The 21,236-nt window shown below is 68.6% G+C and carries 28 protein-coding genes; 14 read left to right on the top strand and 14 right to left on the bottom strand.

Annotation, left to right across the window (positions count from 1 at the left end):
- The first annotated feature begins 29 nt into the window (after positions 1-29).
- Positions 30-923, top strand: a complete 894-nt coding sequence (locus tag ASG62_RS20520; protein ID WP_082537334.1) for a DMT family transporter — start codon at positions 30-32, stop codon at positions 921-923.
- On the opposite strand, the gene ASG62_RS28135 is transcribed toward ASG62_RS20520, so the two are convergent.
- The 4 genes from ASG62_RS28135 to gloB form a co-directional block, all read right to left on the bottom strand.
- Positions 920-1,219 (bottom strand): type II toxin-antitoxin system RelE/ParE family toxin, encoded by a 300-nt coding sequence (locus ASG62_RS28135; protein ID WP_082537335.1) that lies wholly within the window; start codon positions 1,217-1,219, stop codon positions 920-922. The two genes, ASG62_RS20520 and ASG62_RS28135, sit on opposite strands and share 4 nt — an antisense overlap.
- Positions 1,216-1,458, bottom strand: a complete 243-nt coding sequence (locus tag ASG62_RS20510; protein ID WP_156382274.1) for a CopG family transcriptional regulator — start codon at positions 1,456-1,458, stop codon at positions 1,216-1,218. The genes ASG62_RS28135 and ASG62_RS20510 overlap by 4 nt, the downstream gene beginning before the upstream one ends.
- Before the next feature lie 91 nt (positions 1,459-1,549).
- Positions 1,550-2,005 carry a cupin domain-containing protein gene (locus ASG62_RS20505; RefSeq protein ID WP_056696413.1) on the bottom strand — a complete coding sequence of 152 codons (456 nt, stop codon included), beginning with the start codon at positions 2,003-2,005 and terminating at the stop codon, positions 1,550-1,552.
- Positions 2,005-2,775, bottom strand: a complete 771-nt coding sequence (gene gloB / locus ASG62_RS20500) for a hydroxyacylglutathione hydrolase (RefSeq protein WP_056696415.1) — start codon at positions 2,773-2,775, stop codon at positions 2,005-2,007. Before gloB ends, ASG62_RS20505 begins: the two co-directional genes overlap by 1 nt.
- A gap of 194 nt (positions 2,776-2,969) precedes the next feature.
- On the opposite strand from gloB, the gene ASG62_RS20495 reads away from it, so the two are divergent.
- The 4 genes from ASG62_RS20495 (at position 2,970) to ASG62_RS27070 (ending at position 5,602) form a co-directional block, all read left to right on the top strand.
- Positions 2,970-3,749, top strand: coding sequence for a class I SAM-dependent methyltransferase (locus ASG62_RS20495; protein ID WP_056696417.1), 780 nt, complete (start codon positions 2,970-2,972; stop codon positions 3,747-3,749).
- Between the two features lie 58 nt (positions 3,750-3,807).
- A complete protein-coding gene (locus ASG62_RS20490; RefSeq protein ID WP_056696419.1) occupies positions 3,808-4,791 on the top strand; it encodes an aldo/keto reductase in 984 nt (327 codons plus the stop codon).
- Between the two features lie 63 nt (positions 4,792-4,854).
- Positions 4,855-5,148, top strand: a complete 294-nt coding sequence (locus ASG62_RS20485; protein WP_056696421.1) for a hypothetical protein — start codon at positions 4,855-4,857, stop codon at positions 5,146-5,148.
- A complete protein-coding gene (locus tag ASG62_RS27070; RefSeq protein WP_156385358.1) occupies positions 5,051-5,602 on the top strand; it encodes a hypothetical protein in 552 nt (183 codons plus the stop codon). The genes ASG62_RS20485 and ASG62_RS27070 overlap by 98 nt, the downstream gene beginning before the upstream one ends.
- Positions 5,603-5,606: 4 nt before the next feature.
- On the opposite strand, the gene metW is transcribed toward ASG62_RS27070, so the two are convergent.
- Positions 5,607-6,263, bottom strand: coding sequence for a methionine biosynthesis protein MetW (gene metW / locus ASG62_RS20475; RefSeq protein WP_056696425.1), 657 nt, complete (start codon positions 6,261-6,263; stop codon positions 5,607-5,609).
- A gap of 1 nt (position 6,264) precedes the next feature.
- Positions 6,265-7,449 (bottom strand): homoserine O-acetyltransferase MetX, encoded by a 1,185-nt coding sequence (metX, locus tag ASG62_RS20470; protein ID WP_056696426.1) that lies wholly within the window; start codon positions 7,447-7,449, stop codon positions 6,265-6,267.
- A gap of 153 nt (positions 7,450-7,602) precedes the next feature.
- On the opposite strand from metX, the gene pheA reads away from it, so the two are divergent.
- Genes pheA through ASG62_RS20455 form a run of 3 tightly spaced genes read left to right on the top strand, consistent with a single transcriptional unit; the run spans position 7,603 to position 10,548 of the window.
- A complete protein-coding gene (pheA, locus tag ASG62_RS20465) occupies positions 7,603-8,409 on the top strand; it encodes a chorismate mutase (RefSeq protein WP_056696428.1) in 807 nt (268 codons plus the stop codon).
- A 43-nt stretch (positions 8,410-8,452) separates the two neighbouring features.
- Positions 8,453-9,598 carry a histidinol-phosphate transaminase gene (hisC, locus tag ASG62_RS20460; RefSeq protein ID WP_056696430.1) on the top strand — a complete coding sequence of 382 codons (1,146 nt, stop codon included), beginning with the start codon at positions 8,453-8,455 and terminating at the stop codon, positions 9,596-9,598.
- Positions 9,595-10,548 carry a prephenate/arogenate dehydrogenase family protein gene (locus ASG62_RS20455; protein ID WP_056696432.1) on the top strand — a complete coding sequence of 318 codons (954 nt, stop codon included), beginning with the start codon at positions 9,595-9,597 and terminating at the stop codon, positions 10,546-10,548. The genes hisC and ASG62_RS20455 overlap by 4 nt, the downstream gene beginning before the upstream one ends.
- Positions 10,549-10,576: 28 nt before the next feature.
- On the opposite strand, the gene ASG62_RS20450 is transcribed toward ASG62_RS20455, so the two are convergent.
- On the bottom strand, positions 10,577-11,665 hold the full coding sequence (locus ASG62_RS20450) for a DUF2125 domain-containing protein (protein WP_056696434.1): 1,089 nt from the start codon (positions 11,663-11,665) through the stop codon (positions 10,577-10,579).
- Between the two features lie 127 nt (positions 11,666-11,792).
- On the opposite strand from ASG62_RS20450, the gene ASG62_RS20445 reads away from it, so the two are divergent.
- A complete protein-coding gene (locus ASG62_RS20445; protein WP_056696437.1) occupies positions 11,793-12,317 on the top strand; it encodes a gamma-glutamylcyclotransferase in 525 nt (174 codons plus the stop codon).
- A 4-nt stretch (positions 12,318-12,321) separates the two neighbouring features.
- Here ASG62_RS20445 and ASG62_RS20440 read toward each other — a convergent pair whose 3' ends face one another.
- From ASG62_RS20440 to ftsE, 4 genes are all read right to left on the bottom strand, one after another.
- Entirely contained in the window at positions 12,322-13,098 is a 777-nt protein-coding gene (locus tag ASG62_RS20440) for a lysophospholipid acyltransferase family protein (protein WP_056696439.1), read from the bottom strand.
- Positions 13,099-13,327: 229 nt separating this feature from the next.
- The gene (locus tag ASG62_RS20435) at positions 13,328-14,062 is read right to left on the bottom strand and encodes a YdcF family protein (RefSeq protein ID WP_056696441.1); all 735 of its coding nucleotides are present in this window, start codon (positions 14,060-14,062) and stop codon (positions 13,328-13,330) included.
- 56 nt (positions 14,063-14,118) lie between these two features.
- On the bottom strand, positions 14,119-15,102 hold the full coding sequence (locus ASG62_RS20430) for a cell division protein FtsX (protein ID WP_056696442.1): 984 nt from the start codon (positions 15,100-15,102) through the stop codon (positions 14,119-14,121).
- On the bottom strand, positions 15,095-15,754 hold the full coding sequence (gene ftsE, locus ASG62_RS20425) for a cell division ATP-binding protein FtsE (RefSeq protein WP_056696444.1): 660 nt from the start codon (positions 15,752-15,754) through the stop codon (positions 15,095-15,097). Before ftsE ends, ASG62_RS20430 begins: the two co-directional genes overlap by 8 nt.
- 213 nt (positions 15,755-15,967) lie before the next feature.
- On the opposite strand from ftsE, the gene ASG62_RS20420 reads away from it, so the two are divergent.
- The 3 genes from ASG62_RS20420 to ASG62_RS20410 all read left to right on the top strand — a co-directional run bounded on the left by ASG62_RS20420 (position 15,968) and on the right by ASG62_RS20410 (position 17,821).
- Complete coding sequence (locus tag ASG62_RS20420; RefSeq protein WP_156382272.1) at positions 15,968-16,753, top strand: hypothetical protein; 786 nt, start codon at positions 15,968-15,970, stop codon at positions 16,751-16,753.
- On the top strand, positions 16,750-17,292 hold the full coding sequence (gene hpt, locus ASG62_RS20415; RefSeq protein WP_056696448.1) for a hypoxanthine phosphoribosyltransferase: 543 nt from the start codon (positions 16,750-16,752) through the stop codon (positions 17,290-17,292). The genes ASG62_RS20420 and hpt overlap by 4 nt, the downstream gene beginning before the upstream one ends.
- 118 nt (positions 17,293-17,410) lie before the next feature.
- Positions 17,411-17,821 carry a response regulator gene (locus tag ASG62_RS20410; protein WP_056696450.1) on the top strand — a complete coding sequence of 137 codons (411 nt, stop codon included), beginning with the start codon at positions 17,411-17,413 and terminating at the stop codon, positions 17,819-17,821.
- On the opposite strand, the gene vapC is transcribed toward ASG62_RS20410, so the two are convergent.
- From vapC to tlpA, 3 genes are all read right to left on the bottom strand, one after another.
- Positions 17,812-18,210 (bottom strand): type II toxin-antitoxin system tRNA(fMet)-specific endonuclease VapC, encoded by a 399-nt coding sequence (gene vapC / locus ASG62_RS20405; RefSeq protein WP_056696797.1) that lies wholly within the window; start codon positions 18,208-18,210, stop codon positions 17,812-17,814. The genes ASG62_RS20410 and vapC overlap by 10 nt on opposite strands.
- Before the next feature lie 11 nt (positions 18,211-18,221).
- Entirely contained in the window at positions 18,222-18,497 is a 276-nt protein-coding gene (locus tag ASG62_RS20400; protein WP_056696453.1) for a type II toxin-antitoxin system RelB/DinJ family antitoxin, read from the bottom strand.
- Between the two features lie 78 nt (positions 18,498-18,575).
- Complete coding sequence (gene tlpA, locus ASG62_RS20395) at positions 18,576-19,274, bottom strand: thiol:disulfide interchange protein TlpA (RefSeq protein WP_056696455.1); 699 nt, start codon at positions 19,272-19,274, stop codon at positions 18,576-18,578.
- 26 nt (positions 19,275-19,300) lie between these two features.
- On the opposite strand from tlpA, the gene argH reads away from it, so the two are divergent.
- Positions 19,301-20,788, top strand: coding sequence for an argininosuccinate lyase (gene argH / locus ASG62_RS20390; RefSeq protein WP_082537361.1), 1,488 nt, complete (start codon positions 19,301-19,303; stop codon positions 20,786-20,788).
- 98 nt (positions 20,789-20,886) lie between these two features.
- Positions 20,887-21,177 (top strand): hypothetical protein, encoded by a 291-nt coding sequence (locus tag ASG62_RS20385; RefSeq protein ID WP_056696457.1) that lies wholly within the window; start codon positions 20,887-20,889, stop codon positions 21,175-21,177.
- Positions 21,178-21,236: the final 59 nt, after the last annotated feature.

Raw genomic sequence — 21,236 nt, 5'->3', positions numbered from 1 at the left:
TTTTCTCTCCGCTCGATCGGCGCTCCGTCTTGGCCACCCTCCTCGGCTTCTCCGCGATCCTCATGTGGTCGCTTCTCGCCCTGTTGACCGCGCGAAGCGGCGCCGTTCCGCCCTTCCAGATGAACGCGATGACCTTCGCGATCGGCACGCTCGTCGGCCTCGTCTGGCTGGCGTTCCGGCGGCGGCGGGGACCGGTGGCCGGCCTGTTCCGCCAGAGGCCGGCGGTCTGGCTGCTCGGGATCGGCGGGCTCTTCGGCTATCATGCGCTCTACTTCGCCGCGCTGCGCGCTGCGCCGGCCGCCGAGGCGAGCCTCATCGCCTATCTCTGGCCTCTGCTCATCGTGCTCGGCTCGGCGCTCCTGCCGGGCGAGCGGCTGCGCTGGTTCCATCTGGCGGGCGCGGCCCTCGGCCTCTCCGGCGCCGCGCTGATCATCGTCGCGCGCAGCACGGGCGGCGTCGGCTTCTCGCAGGAGCATCTGCTGGGCTATGGCCTCGCCGCGCTCTGCGCCGTCTTCTGGTCGGGCTATTCGCTGCTCTCGCGCCGCTTCGGCGAGGTGCCGAGCGAGATCGTCGCCGGATTCTGCGCGGCGACGGCCGTTCTCTCGGCGCTCGTGCATCTGGCGATCGAGGAAACGGTCTGGCCGGTAGGCGCCTCGCAATGGGGTGCGGTCGCCCTGCTCGGCCTCCTGCCGGTCGGCGCCGCCTTCTACGTCTGGGACCATGGCGTGAAGCACGGCGACATCCAGCTTCTCGGCGCCGCCAGCTATGCCGCGCCGCTTCTCTCCACGCTCGTCCTGATCCTTGCCGGCGAGGCCGCCTTCAGCGCCCCCATCCTCGGCGCCGCCGCGCTGATCACCGCCGGCGCGACGCTGGCGGCTCTGCCGGTGTTTCGCAGGCTGATGGGGCGGAGCGGCCACAATTAAGCCGTTCGCTCGGGTGGCCGACGATCTTGGCGACCATGCCGGATGAACAGGATTCGAACCTCGTCTCCGACGATGCGATAGGCGAAGACATAATCGCCGACGACCAACTGTCGAAAACCCGCGCTCTCGTTCCCATCGCTTGGAGGACCACTTTCGGGGAACTCCGAGAGACGATCCCGAGCCGACTGCATCCGAATGAGAAATGCGTCGGCAGACGCAGGAGCGTGACGCCTAAGATACGCGGCCTCGCGTCTCAGATAGGCTGAAGCCGAGCTGGAAAGCCGAACCCGCTTCAAGCCGCCTTTCCGTGAACGATGGCAGCGAGATCGGCGAGAACGTCGTCGAAATCCTCGGCTTCACCTTCGGCAAATTCGGAATCGCCCTTGGCGGCGGCGAGGAGATCGGCCCCCTCGCCTGCAAGATAAGCCGTCAGCGCCCGCTCGATCACCCAGTCCGGCGAACGTCCGATCGCTGTAGCAAGACGGGAGACGCCATCGCCGACCGTGTCGGACAGATGAACCGATACATCCCGCATGGCGTCTCCTTCCTTCATCGGTCGACCTTTCGACAAGGGCTCAGTCTATGGCCATATGGCGAGGCTCGCAATCTTCCGATCGCCCTTGTGCCTACCCTGCGGCGGATGCCTTTCTCGGCGTCGGGCGCCAATCCTTCGGCGCCATTTCCAGGCTCTCGAAGCAGAAGCCCGGCGAGACCGTGCAGCCGACCAGCGTATAGGCGCCGAGCGTCGTCGCGGTCTGCCAGCAGCCGGCGGGCACGACGATCTGCGGCTCCTCGTTGCCGGACAGGTCCGGACCCAGCCGATGGGCGGAGGCGTCGTGGCCGTTCGGCGACAAAGTGATCACGAGCGGCGCGCCGGCATACCAGTGCCAGACCTCGGCGGCGTCGGTGACGCGGTGCCATTCGGAGGTCTCGCCGGCTTCCAGCATGTAGTAGATCGCCGTCGACCGCGGGCGGCCGGTTTCATCCAGCGCCTCGTCGCGGAAGGTCTCGCGATACCAGCCGCCTTCCGGATGGGGCTTCAGGCCGAAACGCTTGACGATGGAAAGGGCGGCGGAGCTCATCAGTATCCATTCCTTTTCTCACGCAGGGCTGCGAAGACCTCGGCGGGCTCGGCCCCCGTCATGCCCATTTCGGCCATCAGATCAGGATCGTCGGCGCGCAGGAAGGGGTTCGTCCGCTTCTCCCCGCCAAGCTCCACAGGCAGCGTCGCCTTGCCCGCGATCCGAAGGCGTTCGACCTCTTCGACGCGGTTTCGCAGCGCCGTGTTGCCGGGATCGACGTCGATGGCGAAGCGGGCGTTGGTCGTCGTGTATTCGTGGCCGCAATAGAGCAAGGTCTCGTCCGGCAGCGCCCGCAGCCGCTGGAGCGACTCCCAAAGCATGGCGGGCGTTCCCTCGAAGATGCGCCCGCAGCCGAGCGAAAAGAGCGCGTCCGCCGCAAACAGCGCCTTGGCGCCCGGCATGTAGTAGGACACCTCGCCCAGCGTGTGGCCGGGCGTGTCGATCACCTCGACCTCGATGGCGCCGATGGAGAACCGGTCGCCGCCCGAAACGGTGCGGTCGATGCCGGGGATCTTCGCCTTCTCCTTCACCGGCCCGACGATCTCGACGGCAAAGGCCGCCTTCAACGCCTCGTTCGCCTCGACATGATCGGGATGGTGGTGGGTCGTCAGAATATGGGTCAGACGCCAGCCTTCGGCATCGAGGGCGCGGCGGATCGGCCCCTCCTCCGGCGCGTCGATCGCGATCGTCGCCCCGCTCGACGGATCGTGGACGAGCACGCCGAAATTGTCGGTTCGGCAGGTGAACTGGCGGATCTGGATATCGGGCACTCCGGGGGCCTCCGATGGCTGGGACGGCGAGCCAAGTCGCGACACTTCGAGGTAGGGCATCGAGCGGCGCATGGGAGGGCCTTTGCGATCCTCTCTCGTCGATCGGTCGGCGGAAGGCCTATCGCAGCCGGCGTGCGGCGCGGTAGACTGGGGCACCGCGCCGCGGCCCCATCGGAGATCGCAGTCCCCTGAGCATGAATTCCGACATCGTGGACCTTCGCGAGTTCTATGGCTCCGCTCTCGGCACGGCCGCCGAGCGCGCCATCGCGGCGGCGCTTATTCCGCTGTGGCAGCCGATCTCCGAGGAGCGGCTCCTCGGGCTCGGCTATGCGTTGCCCTATCTCGACCGCTTCTCCGCCGATTGCGAGCGCGCGCTGGCCTTCATGCCGGCGACGCAAGGAGCGGTCGGCTGGCCGATCGGCGCGGCCTCGCGCACGGCGCTGGTGGGAGCCGAGGATCTGCCGCTCGGCGACGCCTCGATCGACCGCGTGCTGATGGTCCACGCGCTGGAATTTGCGGAAAGCCCGCTCGACATGCTGACCGAGGCCTGGCGCGTGCTGGCCCCCGGCGGCTCGATCGTCGTCGTCGTGCCGCATCGGCGCGGCGTCTGGACGAGATTCGAGCACACGCCCTTCGGCTCCGGCCGCCCCTGGTCGCGCGGCCAGCTTTCGCGGCTGATGCGCGAGGCCATGTTCACGCCCTGCGCCTGGTCGGAAGCGCTGCTCTTCCCGCCCTTCCGCCGCCGCTCGCTCTTCGGCCTCTCCCCGACGCTGGAGCGGATCGGCCGGCGGATCTGGCCGGCGTTTGCGGGCGTCATCATCATCGTCGCGACGAAACACGTCTATCGCGGGCTCCCCGTCGCCAGCGCCGCCCGCGAGCGGCGCCGGATCGTTCGGCCCGTGCTCGTGCCCCAGGGCGCCGGCGCGCACCGCGCCCCGCCGAGCGGGGTTCATCGCGCCGGGCCGGAGACCTGACGTTCGGCCCCGCCCGTCCTATCTTCGACATCGATCCACCCATCGAAAGGCTCCGACGATGAAGACGCGCACTCTTGGCGGCAAACTGGCCGTCTCCCAGATCGGTCTCGGCTGCATGGGCATGTCGGAATTCTACGGCGACGGCGACGACGCGGAATCGGCGGCGGTCATCCACCGCGCTCTCGATCTCGGCGTCTCGTTCCTCGACACGGCCGACATGTACGGTGTCGGGCGGAACGAGGAACTGGTCGGCCGCGCCATCAAGGGACGGCGCGACGAGGTCGTGCTCGCCACGAAGTTCGGCAATGTGCGCGGGCCGAAGGGCGAACGCCTCGGCATCAGCGGCCGGCCGGACTATGTGAAGAGCGCCTGCGATGCGAGCCTAAAGCGCCTCGGCGTCGAGATCATCGACCTCTACTACCAGCACCGCGTCGATCCGAACGTGCCGATCGAAGAGACGGTCGGGGCGATGGGCGATCTCGTGCGGGCCGGCAAGGTTCATCATCTCGGCCTGTCCGAGGCCGGCGCGGAGACGATCCGCCGGGCGCACAAGGAGCATCCGATCACGGCCCTGCAGACGGAGTATTCCCTCTGGAGCCGCGACCCGGAGGAGGAGTTTCTGCCGGTGGTGCGCGAGCTTGGCATCGGCTTCGTCCCCTATTCGCCGCTCGGACGCGGCTTCCTGACCGGGCGCTTCAAGACGCCGGAAGACCTTGCCGAGGGCGATTTCCGCAAGGGCTCGCCGCGCTTCGCCAAGGAGAACTTCGAGCGCAACCTGAAGCTCGTCGCGCTCGTCGAGGCGATCGCCGGCAAGAACGGCGTGAAGCCGGGACAGGTCGCGCTCGCCTGGGTCCTGTCGAAGGGCGAGGACATCGTCCCCATCCCCGGCACCAAGCGCATCGCCTATCTGGAGGAGAACGTCGCCGGCGGAGAGTTCACCCTGTCGGCCGCCGACATCGAAGAACTGGAAGCGGCCTTCACGCGCGACGCGGTCGCGGGCGAGCGCTACCCGGAGGCAGGGATGAAGGCGGTGGGGCTGTGAGGGTATATCGAGCGGGATACCTGCGATAGGCTCTGTGGAACCGACGGGCGCCGAGGAACCACGATGAACGAGAAGAGCGATTTGGAAGAGGCCGTCAAAGCTCTCGCGCTCGATGTCTTTACGAGTGACGTCGTCGAACGCGTCGATTTCCGTCCCGACGAGGATCACGTCGGTGATCCCGTTGTTTGGGTGACCATTCTCGTTCGTGATGGACGGATGCCGCTCGGAGCCGCAAAGACGTTTCCGTTTGGAGGACGCGTTGCCGACGCGTTTCGCCGATCCGGCGAGACGGCCTACCCGATCCTGTCCTTCGTTCCCGTGTCCGAATTTCGGGGAGTCTATCCTGCGGCCGCTTGATCTTCTGGCTGTAGCCCGATCTCTCATCGCGGCGGAGAGCGGATCGGCACCGGACGCACATGTCAGGCGAGCGATCAGCTCGGCCTACTATGCCTTGTTTCACACCGTCGCCGAGGCCGGCGCCGATAGCTTGATTGCACGAGGCGATGACACGTCGTCTCGGATCGCCTGGAAGCAGGTCTATCGCGCCTTGGACCACGGAACGCTTCGCTCCGCCTGCCTCAACGGCAAGACGATGGAGGCTCTCCCGACAACGTTTCGCGACATTGCCGCGGTCATCTTGCGCTTTCAGTCGAAACGACATCTTGCCGATTACGACCCGGACGTCCAATTCTCGCAGGCAGACGCCATTGAGGCGATCGACGACTGCGAAGCCGCCATCCTCGCCTTCGCCGCAGCGCCCGAAGCGGAGCGCCGGGCCTTCGTCGCCTTCGTGCTGTTCAAGACCCGCTGAAGCGTCAGCGCTTCAGGACGAACACGCCCTGCTGGCCGAAGAGGTTCCAGAAGGCCCAGGGCATCTTCATCCCCATCTTCTGGCCGGTCGCGTTGATCGCGACGGCGGTCTCGATCGTCGCGCCGATCTCGGTGGAGAGCTCCACGAAGTCGCGCATGGTGCAGAAGTGGATGTTGGGCGTCTCGTACCAGGCGTAGGAGATGTTGCGCGTCACGGGCATGCGGCCGTTCAAGCCGAGCGCGAGGCGGATCGACCAGTGGCCGAAGTTCGGGAAGGACACGATCGCCCGCTGCCCGATGCGCAGAAGTTCGCCGAGCACGATCTTGGGATTGCGCGTCGCCTGGATGGTCTGGGACAGGATCACGTAGTCGAAGGCGTCGTCGGGATAGTGCACGAGGTCGCGGTCCGCGTCGCCCTGGATGACGGAAAGGCCGCGCGCCACGCATTCGTTGACGCCGATCTGCGACAGTTCGATGCCGCGCCCGTCGACGCCGCGCCGCTGTTCCAGAAGCTGCAGCAGCGAGCCGTCGCCGCAGCCGACGTCGAGAACCCGGCTGCCCGGCGCGACGAGGTCCGCGATCAGCTGGAGATCGATGCGCTGCGCCGCCTCGGCCTCCGCTAGGGAGGCCGGCGTCGGCAGGGATTCGCCTGGAACGGCCATGTCAGAGCCCCCTCAGCCGCGCGGCCGACTGGATGAAACCGTCCATGGCCGCGAAAAAGTTGGGCTCTTCCAGGAGGAAGGCGTCGTGGCCGCGATCGGTCTCGACCTCGACGAAGGAGACCGAGGCCGCCGCCGCGTTCAGCGCGTGGACCACCGCCCGGTTCTCCTCGGTCGGGAAGAGCCAGTCGGAGGAGAAGGAGACGAGGCAGAAGCGCGTTCGGGTGTTCCGGAAGGCCTCGGCGAGGCGCCCGCCGAAGGGCTCGGCGATGTCGAAATAGTCCATCGCGCGGGTCATGTAGAGATAGGAGTTCGCGTCGAACCGGTCGACGAAGGTCATGCCCTGGTAGCGCAGATAGCTCTCGATCTGGAAATCGGCGTCGAAGCCGAAGCCGAGCGTCTGCCGGTCCTGGAGGTTGCGGCCGAACTTCCGCTGGAGCGCGGCTTCCGAGAGATAGGTGACATGCGCCGCCATGCGCGCGACGGCGAGGCCCTTGTGAGGCCGCGTGCCCTCCGCGATGTAGCGCCCGCCCCGCCAGTCGGGATCGGCCATGACGGCCTGACGCCCGACCTCGTGGAAGGCGATGTTCTGCGAGGAATGGCGCGCGCCGGTCGCGATCGGCAGCGCGGCGAAGACGCGGGTCGGATAGCTCACCGTCCATTGCAGGACCTGCATGCCGCCCATCGAACCGCCGATGACGGCGAAGAGCGTGTCGATGCCCAGGCGGTCGATCAGCATGGCCTGCGCGCGCACCATGTCGCCGATGGTCAGGACCGGCAGGTCCAGCGCATAAGGCTCGCCCGTCTCGGGATCGATCGAGGCGGGGCCGGTCGAGCCCATGCAGCCGCCGATGACGTTGGAGCAGACGACGAAGAAGCGGTTCGTGTCGATCGGCAGGCCCGGCCCGATCAGCGAGGACCACCAGCCGGGCTTGCCCGTCACCGGATTGGTGCTCGCGCAATACTGGTCGCCGGTCAGAGCATGGCAGACGTAGATCGCGTTCGACTTGTCGGCGTTCAGCGTGCCCGCCGTCGTATAGGCGATCTGGAAGGGCGAGAGATCGCGGCCGGCATCGAGCCGCAGCGGCTCGCCGGGGCCGAAATGGGCGACGAGGCTGGAGGGATTGCGCGCCTCGCGGGCCGCGGCATCCTCGATTGCGTCTCTCGGGCTGGCGACGGTGAGGGTCATGGCAGTCGATCGGTTGTCTTTGACGTCGAACGAAGGTGGCACTCATCATCTTCGGACCCTCAAAGCAAGCATTCGCTGCTCCCTCGTCCGCTTTGCAAGTTGGCGAGCCGCCCGATAGAAGGCGTGCGACCTTCGAAAACGGGGAATGCTGGAATGACGGCTGCGACGCTTGGCGACCCGTCGAGGCTTGCGGAACTCAGGGCCAAGATCGATGCCATCGACGAGTCGGTGCACCGGCTCCTGATGCAGCGCGCGAGCGTGATCGACGAGCTGATCGAGGTGAAGGGCACCGCCCGCAACGGCGCGGCCTTCCGCCCCGGGCGCGAGGCCGACATGATGCGGCGGCTCGCCGGGCGGCACGAGGGGCACCTGCCGCTCACCGCCGTCGAGCATCTCTGGCGCGAGATCATCTCGACCTTCACCGCGCTCCAGGCTCCCTTCGAGGTCGCCGTCTCCAGCGGCGGCGGCTGGACGGAGGCGGTGGAGGCCGCGCGCTTCACCTTCGGCTTCTCGGTGCCCCTCTCGGTGCTCGGCACAGCCGATGCCGTCGTCGCCTGGATGGAGGCCGGCGGCGACGACCGGCTCGGCGTCGTCCTTCTCGGCGAGACCTGCGGCCCCTGGTGGCGGGGCCTAGACCGCGCCCAGGTCGTTGCCCGCCTCCCCTTCTTCCAGGCGGACGGGCGGCAGGCGGACGTGCCGGCCCTCGTCATCGCCCCGCCGCTCGCCGACCCCGTGCCCTTCGAGATCGCCTGCCTCTCGCTGGAAGGCCCGGCGGCGGCGATCGAGGCGGCCCTCGCCGGCCTCGATGCGGACGTGATGGCCGAAAGCGCCGCGAACGGGACGCTCGCGCGGCTCGTCGCGGTTCGCGACGCAGGGGCGCTTCTCGGCCGCGCCGACATGGCCGGCCTCGACATCCGCGCGGTCGGGGGCTATGCGGCACCCTTGCGCACGGGCGCCTGACGACGCCGCGCGACCCTCAGACGACGAGCCCCGAGGAAACCAGATGGCCAGCGAAGCCGCACGACCGTTCGAGAGCGCAGGAGCGTCGAACCGGCCCGTTCCGAACAAGGGCGTCCTCGACATCGAGGCCTATGTGCCGGGCAAGAGCCACGCGCCGGAAGGCGTGACGCTCCACAAGCTCTCCTCTAACGAGACGCCGCTCGGCCCCTCGCCGAAGGCGCGCGAGGCGATGATCGCGGCGGCCGCTTCGCTGGAGCTCTACCCGGACGGGCAGGCGAACGCGCTGAAGGCCGCCATCGCCGAGACACAAGGGCTGAACGCGGCGAACCTTCTCTGCGGCAACGGCTCCGACGAGCTGCTCGGCCTTCTCTCTGCCGCCTATCTCGGCGAAGGCGACGAGGCCATTCACACCGAGCACGGCTTCCTCGTCTACGACATCTACATCCGCGCGGCCGGCGCGACGCCCGTCGTCGCCCCCGAGCGCGACCGGCGGGCCGATGTCGACGCGATCCTGCGGCTCGTCACGGCGAAGACGAAGATCGTCTTCCTCGCCAATCCCAACAATCCGACCGGCACCTACCTCTCCTACGACGAAGTGCGGCGCCTCCATGCGGGCCTGCCCGCCAACGTCATCCTCGTGCTCGACGCGGCCTATGCCGAATATGTCGCCAAGAACGACTACAGCGCCGGCGTCGAACTCGTCTCGGCCAACCAGAACGTCGTGATGACGCGGACCTTCTCGAAGATCCACGGTCTCGCTGCGCTTCGCATCGGCTGGATCTATGCGCCCGAGCCCATCGTCGACGCGCTGAACCGCATCCGCGGACCGTTCAACCTCAACGCGCCCGCCATCGCGGCGGGCGCCGCGGCGATCCGCGACCGCGCCCATGCCGAGAACGCGGCCCGGCACAATGAAGAGTGGCTGGCCTTCCTCACCACCGAGCTTACTGCGCTCGGGCTGGAGGTGACGCCGAGCGTCGCGAACTTCCTGCTCGTGCATTTCCCCGAGACGGCCGGCCGGACCGCCGCGGAGGCCGACGCCTATCTGACCAGCCGCGGCTTCATCCTGCGCCGCGTCGGGTCCTACGGCTTTCCCAATGCGCTGCGCCTCACCGTCGGGTCGGAGGCGGCCTGCCGCGGCGTCGTCGCCGCGCTGACGGCGTTTCTGGGCAGCAAGGCCGGCGCATGACCGAGCCGCTCTTCGCCCGCGTCGCGCTGATCGGCATCGGCCTCATCGGCTCGTCCATCGCCATCAATCTTCGCGACCGGAACCTCGCCTCCCACATCGCCATCTCGACCCGCAGCCCGGCGACGCTGGCGCGGGCCGAGGAGCTCGGCCTCGGCCACAGCTTCCATGCGAGCGCGGCGGAGGCGGTGCGCGACGCCGATCTGGTCATCCTCTGCGTGCCCGTCGGCGCCTGCGGCGCGATCGCGGCGGAGATCGCCCCGGCGCTGAAGGCCGGCGCGATCGTCTCCGACGTCGGTTCGGTCAAGGCGGCCGTGGTGGAGGCGATGCGGCCCCACCTGCCCTCCTCCGTCCATTTCGTGCCGGCCCATCCGATCGCGGGCACCGAGCAGTCCGGCCCCGATGCGGGCTTTCTCGATCTCTTCGAGAACCGCTGGACGATCCTGACGCCGATCGAGGGCACCGATCCCGGCGCGACGGCGCGGCTCGGCGCGCTCTGGGAGGCGGCCGGCGCGCGCGTCGAGACGATGACGGCGGAGCACCACGACCTCGTCCTCGCCATCGTCAGCCACGTTCCGCACCTCATCGCCTACAACATCGTCGGCACCGCAGCGGATCTGGAGACGGTAACGCGCTCGGAGGTCATCAAGTTCTCGGCCTCCGGCTTTCGCGACTTCACGCGGATCGCGGCCTCCGACCCGACCATGTGGCGCGACATCTTCCTCAACAACCGCGAGGCGGTGCTGGAGATGCTGGCGCGCTTCTCGGAGGATCTCGCCTCGCTGCAACGCGCCATCCGCTGGGGCGACGGCGACGCGCTCTTCGACCTCTTCACCCGCACGCGCGCCATCCGCCGCTCCATCGTCGAGGCGGGGCAGGATACGGCGGAGGCCAATTTCGGCCGCCAGCCCGTGCGCAAGGATGCCTGGAACGAGACGCATCCCGAAGGCTGACGGCCGCTGAACACCGGGCCTCCCCGCCCTACCGCACGGGCGGGATCGAGCCGAGGGGGATGAAGCCGAGGGCGGCGCGGCCGTCGCGCACGGCGATGTCGATGACCGTGCGCCCGTCCACCGGCCGGCCGGCGATGCCGACGGCGGAGGCGATGGTGCGGGCGGTGCCGGCCAGGCGCGGGTTCAGCGCGCCGACGAGATCGGCGATGCCGGCGGGATCGCTGAGCGCGATCTGGAAGTCGCCGGAGATCGTCCCGTCCGGCGCGATCTGGAACGGCCCCGAGACCTCCGCGCTGGCAAGGACCGGCGGGACGCCGGCGGACGATGCCGCGCTCGCAGGCGCCGCGCCTGCCGACGCGCCCGATCCGGCAAGGCCGATGCGCAGGGCGCGGATCGTGCCGTTGCGGCCTGCCAGGGCCTGACCGAGCGTCTCCCCGACCGCCTCCCCGCCGAGCCATCCGGCCGCGCCATCGATCGTCGCGTCGGCCGCGACGTCGAAGCGCGGGACGGCGGCGAGCGCCGGCTCCAGCAGCTGGATGTTCGCGTCGGAGACGGCGACGTCCAGCGCCTCGCCGTTGCGGCGCAGATGAAGCTCGATATGGTCGGAGCGCGCGATGGGGCGACGATCGGCGGCGGGCTCGGCGAGCGCGATCTCCGGCGCCTCGACGACGAGCGCGAAGCGGTCGAGCCCTTGCGTCCAGAGATGGGCGCTCGCCTGGGCGAGGCGCCAGCGCAGGTCGAGCGGCGGCGTCTCGGCGGTGTCCACGACGAGCGGGCCGTCGAGCTCGGCGACGAAGCGCGTGGGATCATAGATCTGTCCGGCCGTGCGCAGCCCGCCCGCCGTCGCCTTGGTGCCGGTCGCGGCCTCGTCGAGCCCGACCGCGCCGCAGCGGATGCCGAGCCGGAACGGGTAGCCGAAGACCTCCCGGTTGTCGCAGGAGACGAGGACGCCCTGGCTTTCGGCCTGGCGCAGGCCGTCGGACACCGCCGCGTCGAGCTTTCCGGCCAGATAGAACCAGGCCCCGGACAGGGCGGCGAAGAGCAGAATCGCGACGACGGCGATCCAGACGAAGGCATTCCGGCCGCGGCGGCGCTCGTCGGTGGTTGACGCGGACATGGGCATTCCCTTTCTGTGCGCCGGCCCTTTCTGTGCGCCGGCTCATCATCGAGCGGCGACGGGGCATCCTTGTTCGCGGCATCCCGCACGGGACCTGCCGCGAACCGTAGAAGACCGGCGGACCGACATGAACGATCTCTGGGTGTTTGGCTATGCGTCGCTGATCTGGCGGCCGGGTTTTGCCTTCGAGGAGCGGGCGAAGGCCCGGCTCGGCGGCTATCGGCGCTCGCTCTGCATCCACTCCTACGTGCATCGGGGGACGCCGGAGCGCCCCGGTCTCGTCTTCGGCCTCGATCGCGGCGGCTCCTGCGTCGGCATGGCCTTTCGCGTCGCCGCCGAACATGGCGAAGCCGTGACGGCCTATCTGCGCGAACGCGAGCTGGTGACAAACGTCTATCGCGAGCTTCGGCTTCCCGTGCGCCTGGACGACGGCCGGCGCGTGCAGGCGCTCACCTACGTCGTCGATCGCGGCCACACGCAATATGCCGGCAGCCTGCCCGTGGACGAGGCCGCCGCGATCGTGGCCCATGCGCATGGGCAATCCGGCGCGAACGTGGACTACGTGCGCTCCTGCTTTCAGGAGATTTCGGCTCTCGGGCTGAAGGACGGCTGGCTGGAGCAGATGGTGCGGCGCCTGCCCGGCCGCAGCTGATCGCTCAGCCGATGCCTTCGACCTTCAGGCGCACCGCGGCCGTCATGGGCGGCGCGTCGGCCTGCGCATAGGCCTGCCGCAGCAGATCGGTCGAGCTGCCTTCGATGGCGGCCTCGAGGCGCGCGGTGAACTCGGTGCGGTCGAGGCCCGGCTCGATGGCCGGCTGGAAGGCGACGCGGACGGTGCCCGGGCGATAGGGCCCCTTCTTCTTCGGCCAGTAGAGGCCGGAATTCAGCCCAGCCGGCACGACGGGCAGGCCGAGCTTGTCGTAGAGAAAGAAGGCGCCGGACTTGTAGCTCGTCGTCTCGCCGGGTGCCGTGCGGGTGCCTTCGGGAAAGATCACGATGTGGCGCCCCTCGGCGGCGGCCTTGGTCGCGCCGTCCAGCATGGAGGCCAGCGTCGCGCCGCGCCGCGTGCGGTCGACCGGAATCATGCCGAGGCGTGCCGCGTACCAGCCGAAGAGCGGAATGCGCATCAGCTCCTTCTTCAGGATGAAGGCCGGGCGCTCCAGCTCGGGCACGAGGGCCAGCGTCTCCCAGTAGGACTGGTGCTTGGGCGCGATGATCGCCGCCGTCTTCGGAATGTTCGCCTTGCCCGTGAACTCGGCATGGGTTCCCACCACGATGCGAAAGAGCCCGAGGCTCATCCGCGCCCAGACCCGCGTGATGCTCCAGGCGAAGCTGGTGGTCGAGACGGCGAAGATCGGCAGGAAGACGATGAGATACAGCGCCATGAAGGCATAGAAGAGGACGCTGAAGGCAAGGGATCGGATGGTCGTCATGAGGCGGGAGAAATCCGGTCACTAAAGTTCGTCAGGGATAGGTGGGAACCGGCTATCCCGAAAAGACAAACGACAACAAGGGAATCCAGATACCCGTCCGGTTCGGAACGAACCTGACGGATGTCTAGAGCGACGCACGGGCCGCGACGGGGGGACATTTGCACCATGCGGGCTCCGGGTGAAAGACCGGAGGGATCACATCGCGCCGATCAGGCCGCCAGGGAGCCGGTCAGGACGGGGTCGCGGCGCGCCGGACATCGGCGGTGATGGAGGCCTCCGGCGGCTCGTCCGACACGAGGAGACGCACGCGGGCGGCCAGGAGCTTGGCGTATTCGGTGACGAGCACCTTGAGGCCGAGGCCGCTCGGCACCGAATGGCCTGTCCACAGATCCGCCCGCGCCACCGGATAGGGCCGGATGACCGGGACATGGGCGAAGCGGTCGAAGGTCATGAGCGTGCGCGGCATGTGATAGTCCGACGTCACGAGGATCAGCTCGTCGAAGCCGCGCGAGCGCGCCCAGCGGCCGGTCATCTCGGCATTGCCGATCGTGTTCAGCGCGTCGTAGTCGAGATCGACGCAGCAGTCGAAGAGCGCGCGGTCCGTGCCGGTCAGGCGCGAGAGGGCGGCGATGCCGGTTTCCGGATTGACGCCGCTGATGAGAAGCCGCTCGGCGCGACCCTCCTTCAGAAGGCCGATCGCCTGATCGAGGCGCATGGCGCCGCCGGTGAGGACGACGATCCCGTCCGCCCGCTCGACGCGCGCGGGCGTCGAAAGCTCCGCGACCTCCTGGGCGAACCGCACGAAACCGCCGAAGAGATAGCCGCCCGAGACGACCGCCGCCAAAGCCGCCGCGATCACGAGACGCCGCCGCCTTCCGCGCATCCGCCGCTCGCCCCGCACCCGCCCCGTCCGCCCGGTCGGGGCGTCCTTGGCGAGGGAGGAAAAGGCGGGTGTCATCGTCATCTGGGGTCAGCGCTCATGGTGTCTCTACGATCGTCTCAAGGTCTTAACGATATCGTCTACATCTCGACGGGCGAAATCATGTCGATCGCCGAAAGCTGATTCAGCACCGTCCATCGAGAGGTCAACGCCGTCAACGCACCCACGGTTGCCACCACGACCACGACCCCGGCATAGCCGGTCCAGCCGATCGCGAAGGAGCCGAAGAGCGCGCTGATCTGGTCGGCCTCCGGCGTCGCCTGGTTGGAGCGCGTCCACCAGCCCATGGCGACGAAGACGAAGAGGGCGGCAAGGCCGCCGGCCGCGGCGCCGAAGAGGCCGAGCTTCAGGAAATGGCCCTGGAACTCGCCCGCGATGAAGCTCGAACGCGCGCCGACGAAGTGGAGCACTTCGATGATGTGCCGGTTGCCGGACATGGCGCCGCGCGTCGCGAAGATGACGGTCAGGACCGTCGCGATCATGACCAGCGAGAGGATGGCGACGCCGACGAGAACGGTCGCGTTCGCCATGGAGACGAGGCGCGAGACCCAGGCGCGGTGATCGTCGAGGCTGGCCTGCGGCACGGCGGCGACGATGGCGCCGCGCAGCGCGGCGAAGTCGGGCGGCGAGGTCTCGTCGATCGAGACGAGCACGAGGCGGGGCACCGGCAACTCGTCGAGATCGAGCCCCTCGCCGAGCCAGGGCTCCAAAAGGCGCCCCGTCGCCGCGTCGTCCATCGGCTCGGCACCGGCGACGCCCGGCGTCGCCAGCGCGATCCGGCGGACCTTGGCCAACGCGTCGGCCATGTCGAGCCCCTCGTCGGGACGGACCTGGACCGTGACCTCGCGCGAGATCTGGCTCTCCCAGATCGAGGCGGTGGCCGCCACGAGCGTGACCGCGCCGAGCGTCAGGCTGGCGAGAAAGGTCATGATCGCGATCACGGTCATCAGGGCACGGCCGGCGACGTTGCCGGGGGGCACGATCGGCGTCGGCCGTGTCTCGCCAGTGCGTTTCAGCGCCTTCGGCAGGCGCTTGGCGGCGGCAAGGCGCAGGGTGTCAATCATAGATGTCGAGCCTCCCTTCCGAGAGGATGAGCCGCCGGGCCTCCACCTGATCCATCAGCGACAGGTCGTGCGTGGCGATGATGACGGCGGTGCCCGTGCGGTTCAGCTCCATGAAGAGGCGCAGCAGGCGCTTGGCGAGCGGAGCATCCACGTTGCCGGTCGGCTCGTCCGCGAGAAGGATGTCGGGCTGGTCGATCAGCGCGCGCGCGATGGCCGCGCGCTGCTTCTCGCCGCCGGACAGGACGACCGGGAGCGCGTTCATGCGCTCGCCGAGGCCGACCCATTTGATGAGGTCGATCACGTCCTGGCGATAGCTCGCCTCCTCCTTGCCGCGCACGCGCAGCGGCAAGGAGACGTTCTCGTAGGTCGTCATGTGGTCGAGAAGGCGGAAATCCTGGAAGACGACGCCGATGCGCCGGCGGATCGAGGGCAGGTCCGCCCGCGTCAGCGTGGAGACGTCCTGGCCGAGCACGGTGATGACGCCGCGCGTCGGCCGCAGCGCCAGGAACAGCATGCGCAGGAGGCTGGTCTTGCCGGCGCCGGACGGGCCCGTCAGGAATTGGAACGACTGTTTGCGGATCTCGAAGGTGAGATCGCGCAGAACCTCCGGCCCCATGTCGTAGCGAAGACCGACATTCTCGAATCGGATCAAACCAGCGCCCTGCCCTTCCACGCCTCGCCCGGCAAACGGCGCCGGGCCGCGGTCTCTACAGACCCCCGACTGTGGTCTTTTCACGCCGCCGGCCGAGCCATGCCGCGCCCGAAGCGGCGCTTCAACCCTTCGTTAACCATAAAACCTTACCCATTCCTGAACATGGCCATGAACGCGGCGATGAACACAGCCAAGGCGAAGGACGGGTTCGATATGTCTGCAGCAGCAGCGCAGTTTCCCATCTCGCCGGGCACCCACGAGCACCGTCGGCAGCGCCCCGTCCTCGTCATCGACGGCGAGGCGACGATCGTTTCGCGCAGGGCCCGCGCGGCCGAGCCGGTCGCCGGCGATGGCGCGGAGGCCCGTCCCGAGGTGCCGGTCGAGCCGCGGCCGCAGGTCGACGAGGCGCTCGACGCGCGCCTTCGCTACAAGGCCGCCAATCAACGGTCGTCATCCCCCGATCTCGTCTTCCAGCATGCGCGGCGAGGCATGCAGGCACGGGCAGAAGGTGCCGCGTCCCGTCGCGGGCTCGACATCTTCACCGACGCCGCGCGTCCGGGCGGAGCGCGGCGAAACCGCCGCCTCGCCGGCCTTGCCGCGATCGTCGCCCTCCTGTCGCTGCCCGTCTTCGTCCTCTCCGCGCCAATCGCGCCCGCCGAGGCGACGCCGGGCCTTGGCGGTCCCGTCATCGCACCGCTCGTCATCGACCAGATCGCCACCTCGATCGTGCCGCGCGGCGCCGGCGCCGTTCTGACGGTGGATGCCCGCATCCGCAACGTCTCGGGCGCGGTCGCGGCGATCGCGCCAGTGCGCATCACCCTCGTCGAGCCCGATGGCGGCCATCGCTCGAAGTCGCTCGTGCCCGGCGTCTCGACGCTCGGCGCGGGGCGCTCCGTGCGCTTCCATTCGACGGTCGCCGTTGCTAAGGACACGCGGGGCGCCGTCGAGGTCGGCTTCGTGGCGCCGCCCGCCTCCTCTGGAAAGACGCATCCCGAATGATCACGGTTCGCGGCCGCCGCATCGAGACGCTGTTCACCGAGGCGCAGATTTCGGCCGAGGTCGAGCGCATCGCCGTCGAGATCGCGGGCGGAGCCCGGGAGGATCTTCTCGTCGTCGCGGTGCTGAAGGGCTCCTTCGTCTTCGCCGCAGACCTCATCCGCGCCCTGCATCGCGCAAAGGTCGCGCCGGAGGTCGAGTTCATCTCGCTGTCGAGCTACGGCGCGGGCACGCAGGGCGGCGAGGTGCGCGTCGTGCGCGACATCGAGACCGACGTCGCCGGCCGATCCGTCCTGATGATCGACGACATCCTTGAATCCGGCCGAACGATCAAGTTCGCCCGCGACCTGATGCTGTCGCGCGGGGCACGGAGCGTCGAGATCGCGGTCCTTCTCGACAAGCACATGCGGCGCAAGGCCGAGATCGAGGCCGACTATGTCGGCTTCCAGTGCCCGGACCGCTTCGTCGTCGGCTACGGCATGGATGTCGGCCACGCCTTTCGCGAGCTTCCCTTCGTCGGGGACGTCATCGGCGACGAATGAGCCCCCCGCGTTAAGCCTCGGGCCCCGCGTTAAGCCTCGGGCAAGGGGGGCTTGCTAGGCATACCCGTTCCGGTTCGAACGGCGCCCTCGCCGTAGGCCGGCTGAAAGGGACGCTGCCATGGCCAGGATCTTGATCGCGGAGGATGACGACGGCGTGCGGCTCCTCGTTGCGAGAGCCCTGCGTCTGGAAGGCCACGAGGTCGTCGCCGTCGAGGACGGCGAGGTCGCGCTGGAGCGGCTCGTGGCCGATCCCGACTTCGACCTCCTCCTCTCCGACATCCGCATGCCCGCCATGACCGGCATCGAGCTCGCCTATGCGAGCGCCGCCCGCTGGCCCGATCTCGCGATCCTCCTGATGACCGGCTATGCCGAGCAGAAGGAAGCCGCCGAGGACCTCATGCGCATCATCGTCGGCGTCGTGGACAAGCCGTTCAGCCTGTCCGAAATCCGCGAGCGCGTGCGCGACGTTCTGCGCGACACGGCACCCGCCGCTTCAGAGCGCGACGCGCCGATGCTGCGCTACGCCTGAGGGGCGACCCAGTCCTCGCAGCGCAGGCCCTCGACGCGCCGGAACTCGCCGAGATTGTTCGTCACGACAACCAGTTCACGGCTCCGGGCATGGCCGGCAATCATCGTATCCAACGTGCCGATCGTTTGACCGATACGCTGAAGCGCAGCCCGGATCTGTCCCGAATGGGCGGCTGCCGCCGTGTCGAACGGCAGGACATCCAGACGTTCGATCAGCTTTTCGATCTCGCCATGCCCCTCGTCCGGCCGCTGCGACTTCTCCGCTCCGAACCTCAGTTCGTGAAGAACGATCGTCGAAATGGACAGCAGGCCGGCCGTTTCCTCGAAGCGCCTGCGAAGCGGAGCCGTGCGATTTCGCAGGAGATGGATGCAGACATTCGTGTCGAGCATGTAGCCCGTCACTAGAAGGGTTCCCGCACGCTCTCGACCGGCTGCTCCCGATCCGGAAAATCGATTCCCGGCGCGTCGAAGAAGTCGGTCCATGTCTTGGCCGAGGCGTGTCGACGCTCCTCGCGGGCGGACACAAGACCGTTCGTAAAGTTCTGGTCTACCGCCACCTGCTCGAGAACGATGCGAACGGCATCGGCCACCGTCAGACCGCGTTTCGCGAGGATGGCAGTTGCCTCCTCGCGGACGGCGTCTTCAACCTCGACGCTGACGATGCTCATCAAGCCCATGCCGGCCTCCTCATCGGATCGAACAGACCTCAGCGTAGCGCCGGCACGAACGACAATCAAACCGCTCAGCCACGCCGCTCAGCCCGTCGTGCCGCCGAGCCCCTTCAGCCCGTCGATCAGCTTCAGCGCATCGGGGCTCGCCCATTCGGCGGGGCCGCTGAGGATGCCGCGGGCGCAGCCGGCGGGATCGACGAGGAGGGTGACGGGCAGGCCGAGCGCAAGGCCCCGCGCCTTCAGATCGTTGAAGACCCCCATCGTCTCGTCGCGGTAGAAGGGCAGGCTCGTCAGCCCCGTCTCCGTGTAGAAGGCCTTCGGCTTCTCCGCCTCGCCGAGATCGACATTGATCGGCACGACCGCGAAAGCCTCGTCGCCGCGCTCGCGTTCGAGGGTGTCGAGCGCCGGCATCTCGGCCCGGCAGGGAAGGCACCAGGTCGCCCAGAGGTTCACGAGGAGCGTCTGCCCGGCGAAGCCCGAGAGCGTCGCCGGCTTGCCGTCGCCGTCCTTGAAGGCGAGCGACGAGGCGTCGAAGGGCGTGTCCAGCGGCTGGACGGCGGCGACCTCGCCCCGCGCGCCGGCATCGAGCGCGGCGCGGGCCGCCTCGTCCTCGCCGCAGGCGGCGGCGCTCATCGCTTCGTTGCCAGATCGCGTCTCCATCACGTATAGGACCCCGGCACCCGACAGCGCGCCGAGCGCCAGCGCGGCAAGGCCGATCCCGAACAGACCCCGGCGCCGGCGGCGCGGCGGGGGAGACGATGGGCTCGGGCTTTCAACGGACATCGGCGACGAACCTCTTCGTGGATTTCATGAACGATACGAGCGGCAAGACCCCAAGCGACAGGCCCGCCGGCGGCAACGAGATGTGGGGCGGCCGCTTCTCCAAGAAGCCCGACGCGATCATGCAGGAGATCAACGCGTCGATCGACTTCGACAAGCGTCTCTATGCCGAAGACATCGCCGGGTCCAAGGCCCATGCCCGAATGCTGTCCGATCGCGGCATCATCGGGGCGGCGGATGCAGAGGAGATCCTGAAAGGGCTAGACCTCGTCCTCGCCGAGATCGAATCGGGCGCTTTCGCCTTCTCGCGGGAGCGCGAGGACATCCATATGAACGTCGAGGCCCGGCTCGCCGAGCTGATCGGCCCGGCCGCGGGACGGCTGCACACGGCGCGCTCGCGCAACGATCAGGTCGCGGTCGACTTCCGGCTGCACGTCAAACGCGCGACGCTGGACTGCGCGGCCGCCCTCGACCGGCTGATCGAAGCCCTGCTCGACCGGGCCGAGGAACATGCCGAGACCGTCATGCCCGGTTTCACCCATCTCCAGGTCGCCCAGCCCGTGACCTTCGGCCATCACTGCCTCGCCTATGTCGAGATGGCTGCGCGCGACCGCTCGCGCTGCATCGACGCGGCGAGGCGGATGGACGAGTCTCCGCTCGGCGCGGCCGCCCTTGCCGGCACGGGCTTTCCGATCGACCGGCACCAGACGGCGGCGGCGCTCGGCTTCCGCGAGCCGACGCGCAACTCGATCGATTCGGTGTCCGACCGCGACTTCGCTCTCGAATTTCTCTCCATGGCCTCGATCGCGGCGGTGCACCTGTCGCGCATGGCCGAGGAGATCGTGATCTGGTCGACGCCGCAATTCGGCTTCGCGCGCCTGTCCGACGCCTTCTCGACCGGCTCCTCGATCATGCCGCAGAAGCGCAATCCCGACGCGGCCGAGCTCGTGCGCGCCAAGACGGGCCGCATCAACGGCGCGCTGATCTCGCTCCTCACCGTGATGAAAGGCCTGCCGCTCGCCTATTCGAAGGACATGCAGGAGGACAAGGAACAGGTCTTCGACGCGATCGACAGCCTCGCGCTGGCGCTGGCCGCGACGACCGGCATGGTTCGCGACATGACGATCGACGCAGAGGCCATGCGCCGCGCCGCCGGCCACGGCTTCTCCACCGCGACGGACCTTGCCGACTGGCTGGTGCGCGAGGCCGGCTTGCCCTTCCGCGAGGCCCATCACGTCACCGGCCGCGCCGTCGCCATGGCCGAGACGCGCCGGATCGGACTGGAAGCGCTCTCGCTGGACGATCTCCAGACGCTGCATCCCGGCATCACGGCCGCCGTCTTCGACGTTCTCGGCATCGACGCCTCCGTGCGCTCGCGCACGAGCTTCGGCGGCACGGCGCCCGAGAACGTGCGCCGCGAGATCGCCGGATGGCGCGAGCGGCTTCCCGCGCTGCGGCAGATGATTTCGGATGCCGAACCGGCTATGACGAAGACAGCCTCCACCGACGCCGGATGAAGTCCGGTGTCGGTGGAGACCAGCCCGAGCGGCGCTCGAGCCTTTTTGCCGGACTTCTTCCGGCCCGAACGTATTTGATGGCAGGGGGAACCAGCGGTTTGACGACGATGCGCGGAACGTGCCTCCTCCTTCTCCTGGCGGCTGGCCTCTCCCTGACCGGCTGCGGCCGCAAGAACCTGCCGGTCTCGCCGAGCGGCGCCGCCGTTCCGATCGGCTCGGAAGCCGATCCCGGCACCCCGGCCGCCCAGTCCCGGCTGACGGGAACGCAGACCTTCCAGCGGGCGTCGCGGCTGTCCTCGACGAACGATCTGACGGTCTCGCCGGCGGAGGTCAGCCGCAATCCGAACGCGAAGACGAAAACCTTCCTGCTCGATCCCCTGCTGAACTGATCCCATCCCCTCGGCGCGGCCCGGCCGCCGCCATGCCTGGAGCCGGGGCAAGCGCCCCG

Source organism: Aureimonas sp. Leaf427 (assembly GCF_001425485.1).
Taxonomy (GTDB): domain Bacteria; phylum Pseudomonadota; class Alphaproteobacteria; order Rhizobiales; family Rhizobiaceae; genus Plantimonas.
Note: the sequence above shows the minus strand (reverse complement) of the source record. Positions and strands in the feature narration are given on the sequence as shown.

Coding starts and splice junctions, on each gene's coding strand:
- ASG62_RS20510 (WP_156382274.1), bottom strand. CDS start 1,458: ATGCGGGATGTATCGGTTCATCTGTCCGACACGGTCGGCGATGGCGTC.
- ASG62_RS20505 (WP_056696413.1), bottom strand. CDS start 2,005: ATGAGCTCCGCCGCCCTTTCCATCGTCAAGCGTTTCGGCCTGAAGCCC.
- ASG62_RS20495 (WP_056696417.1), top strand. CDS start 2,970: ATGAATTCCGACATCGTGGACCTTCGCGAGTTCTATGGCTCCGCTCTC.
- ASG62_RS20490 (WP_056696419.1), top strand. CDS start 3,808: ATGAAGACGCGCACTCTTGGCGGCAAACTGGCCGTCTCCCAGATCGGT.
- ASG62_RS20485 (WP_056696421.1), top strand. CDS start 4,855: ATGAACGAGAAGAGCGATTTGGAAGAGGCCGTCAAAGCTCTCGCGCTC.
- metW (WP_056696425.1), bottom strand. CDS start 6,263: ATGGCCGTTCCAGGCGAATCCCTGCCGACGCCGGCCTCCCTAGCGGAG.
- metX (WP_056696426.1), bottom strand. CDS start 7,449: ATGACCCTCACCGTCGCCAGCCCGAGAGACGCAATCGAGGATGCCGCG.
- pheA (WP_056696428.1), top strand. CDS start 7,603: ATGACGGCTGCGACGCTTGGCGACCCGTCGAGGCTTGCGGAACTCAGG.
- hisC (WP_056696430.1), top strand. CDS start 8,453: ATGGCCAGCGAAGCCGCACGACCGTTCGAGAGCGCAGGAGCGTCGAAC.
- ASG62_RS20455 (WP_056696432.1), top strand. CDS start 9,595: ATGACCGAGCCGCTCTTCGCCCGCGTCGCGCTGATCGGCATCGGCCTC.
- ASG62_RS20450 (WP_056696434.1), bottom strand. CDS start 11,665: ATGTCCGCGTCAACCACCGACGAGCGCCGCCGCGGCCGGAATGCCTTC.
- ASG62_RS20445 (WP_056696437.1), top strand. CDS start 11,793: ATGAACGATCTCTGGGTGTTTGGCTATGCGTCGCTGATCTGGCGGCCG.
- ASG62_RS20440 (WP_056696439.1), bottom strand. CDS start 13,098: ATGACGACCATCCGATCCCTTGCCTTCAGCGTCCTCTTCTATGCCTTC.
- ASG62_RS20435 (WP_056696441.1), bottom strand. CDS start 14,062: ATGACGATGACACCCGCCTTTTCCTCCCTCGCCAAGGACGCCCCGACC.
- ASG62_RS20430 (WP_056696442.1), bottom strand. CDS start 15,102: ATGATTGACACCCTGCGCCTTGCCGCCGCCAAGCGCCTGCCGAAGGCG.
- ASG62_RS20420 (WP_156382272.1), top strand. CDS start 15,968: ATGTCTGCAGCAGCAGCGCAGTTTCCCATCTCGCCGGGCACCCACGAG.
- hpt (WP_056696448.1), top strand. CDS start 16,750: ATGATCACGGTTCGCGGCCGCCGCATCGAGACGCTGTTCACCGAGGCG.
- ASG62_RS20410 (WP_056696450.1), top strand. CDS start 17,411: ATGGCCAGGATCTTGATCGCGGAGGATGACGACGGCGTGCGGCTCCTC.
- vapC (WP_056696797.1), bottom strand. CDS start 18,210: ATGCTCGACACGAATGTCTGCATCCATCTCCTGCGAAATCGCACGGCT.
- ASG62_RS20400 (WP_056696453.1), bottom strand. CDS start 18,497: ATGGGCTTGATGAGCATCGTCAGCGTCGAGGTTGAAGACGCCGTCCGC.
- tlpA (WP_056696455.1), bottom strand. CDS start 19,274: ATGTCCGTTGAAAGCCCGAGCCCATCGTCTCCCCCGCCGCGCCGCCGG.
- argH (WP_082537361.1), top strand. CDS start 19,301: ATGAACGATACGAGCGGCAAGACCCCAAGCGACAGGCCCGCCGGCGGC.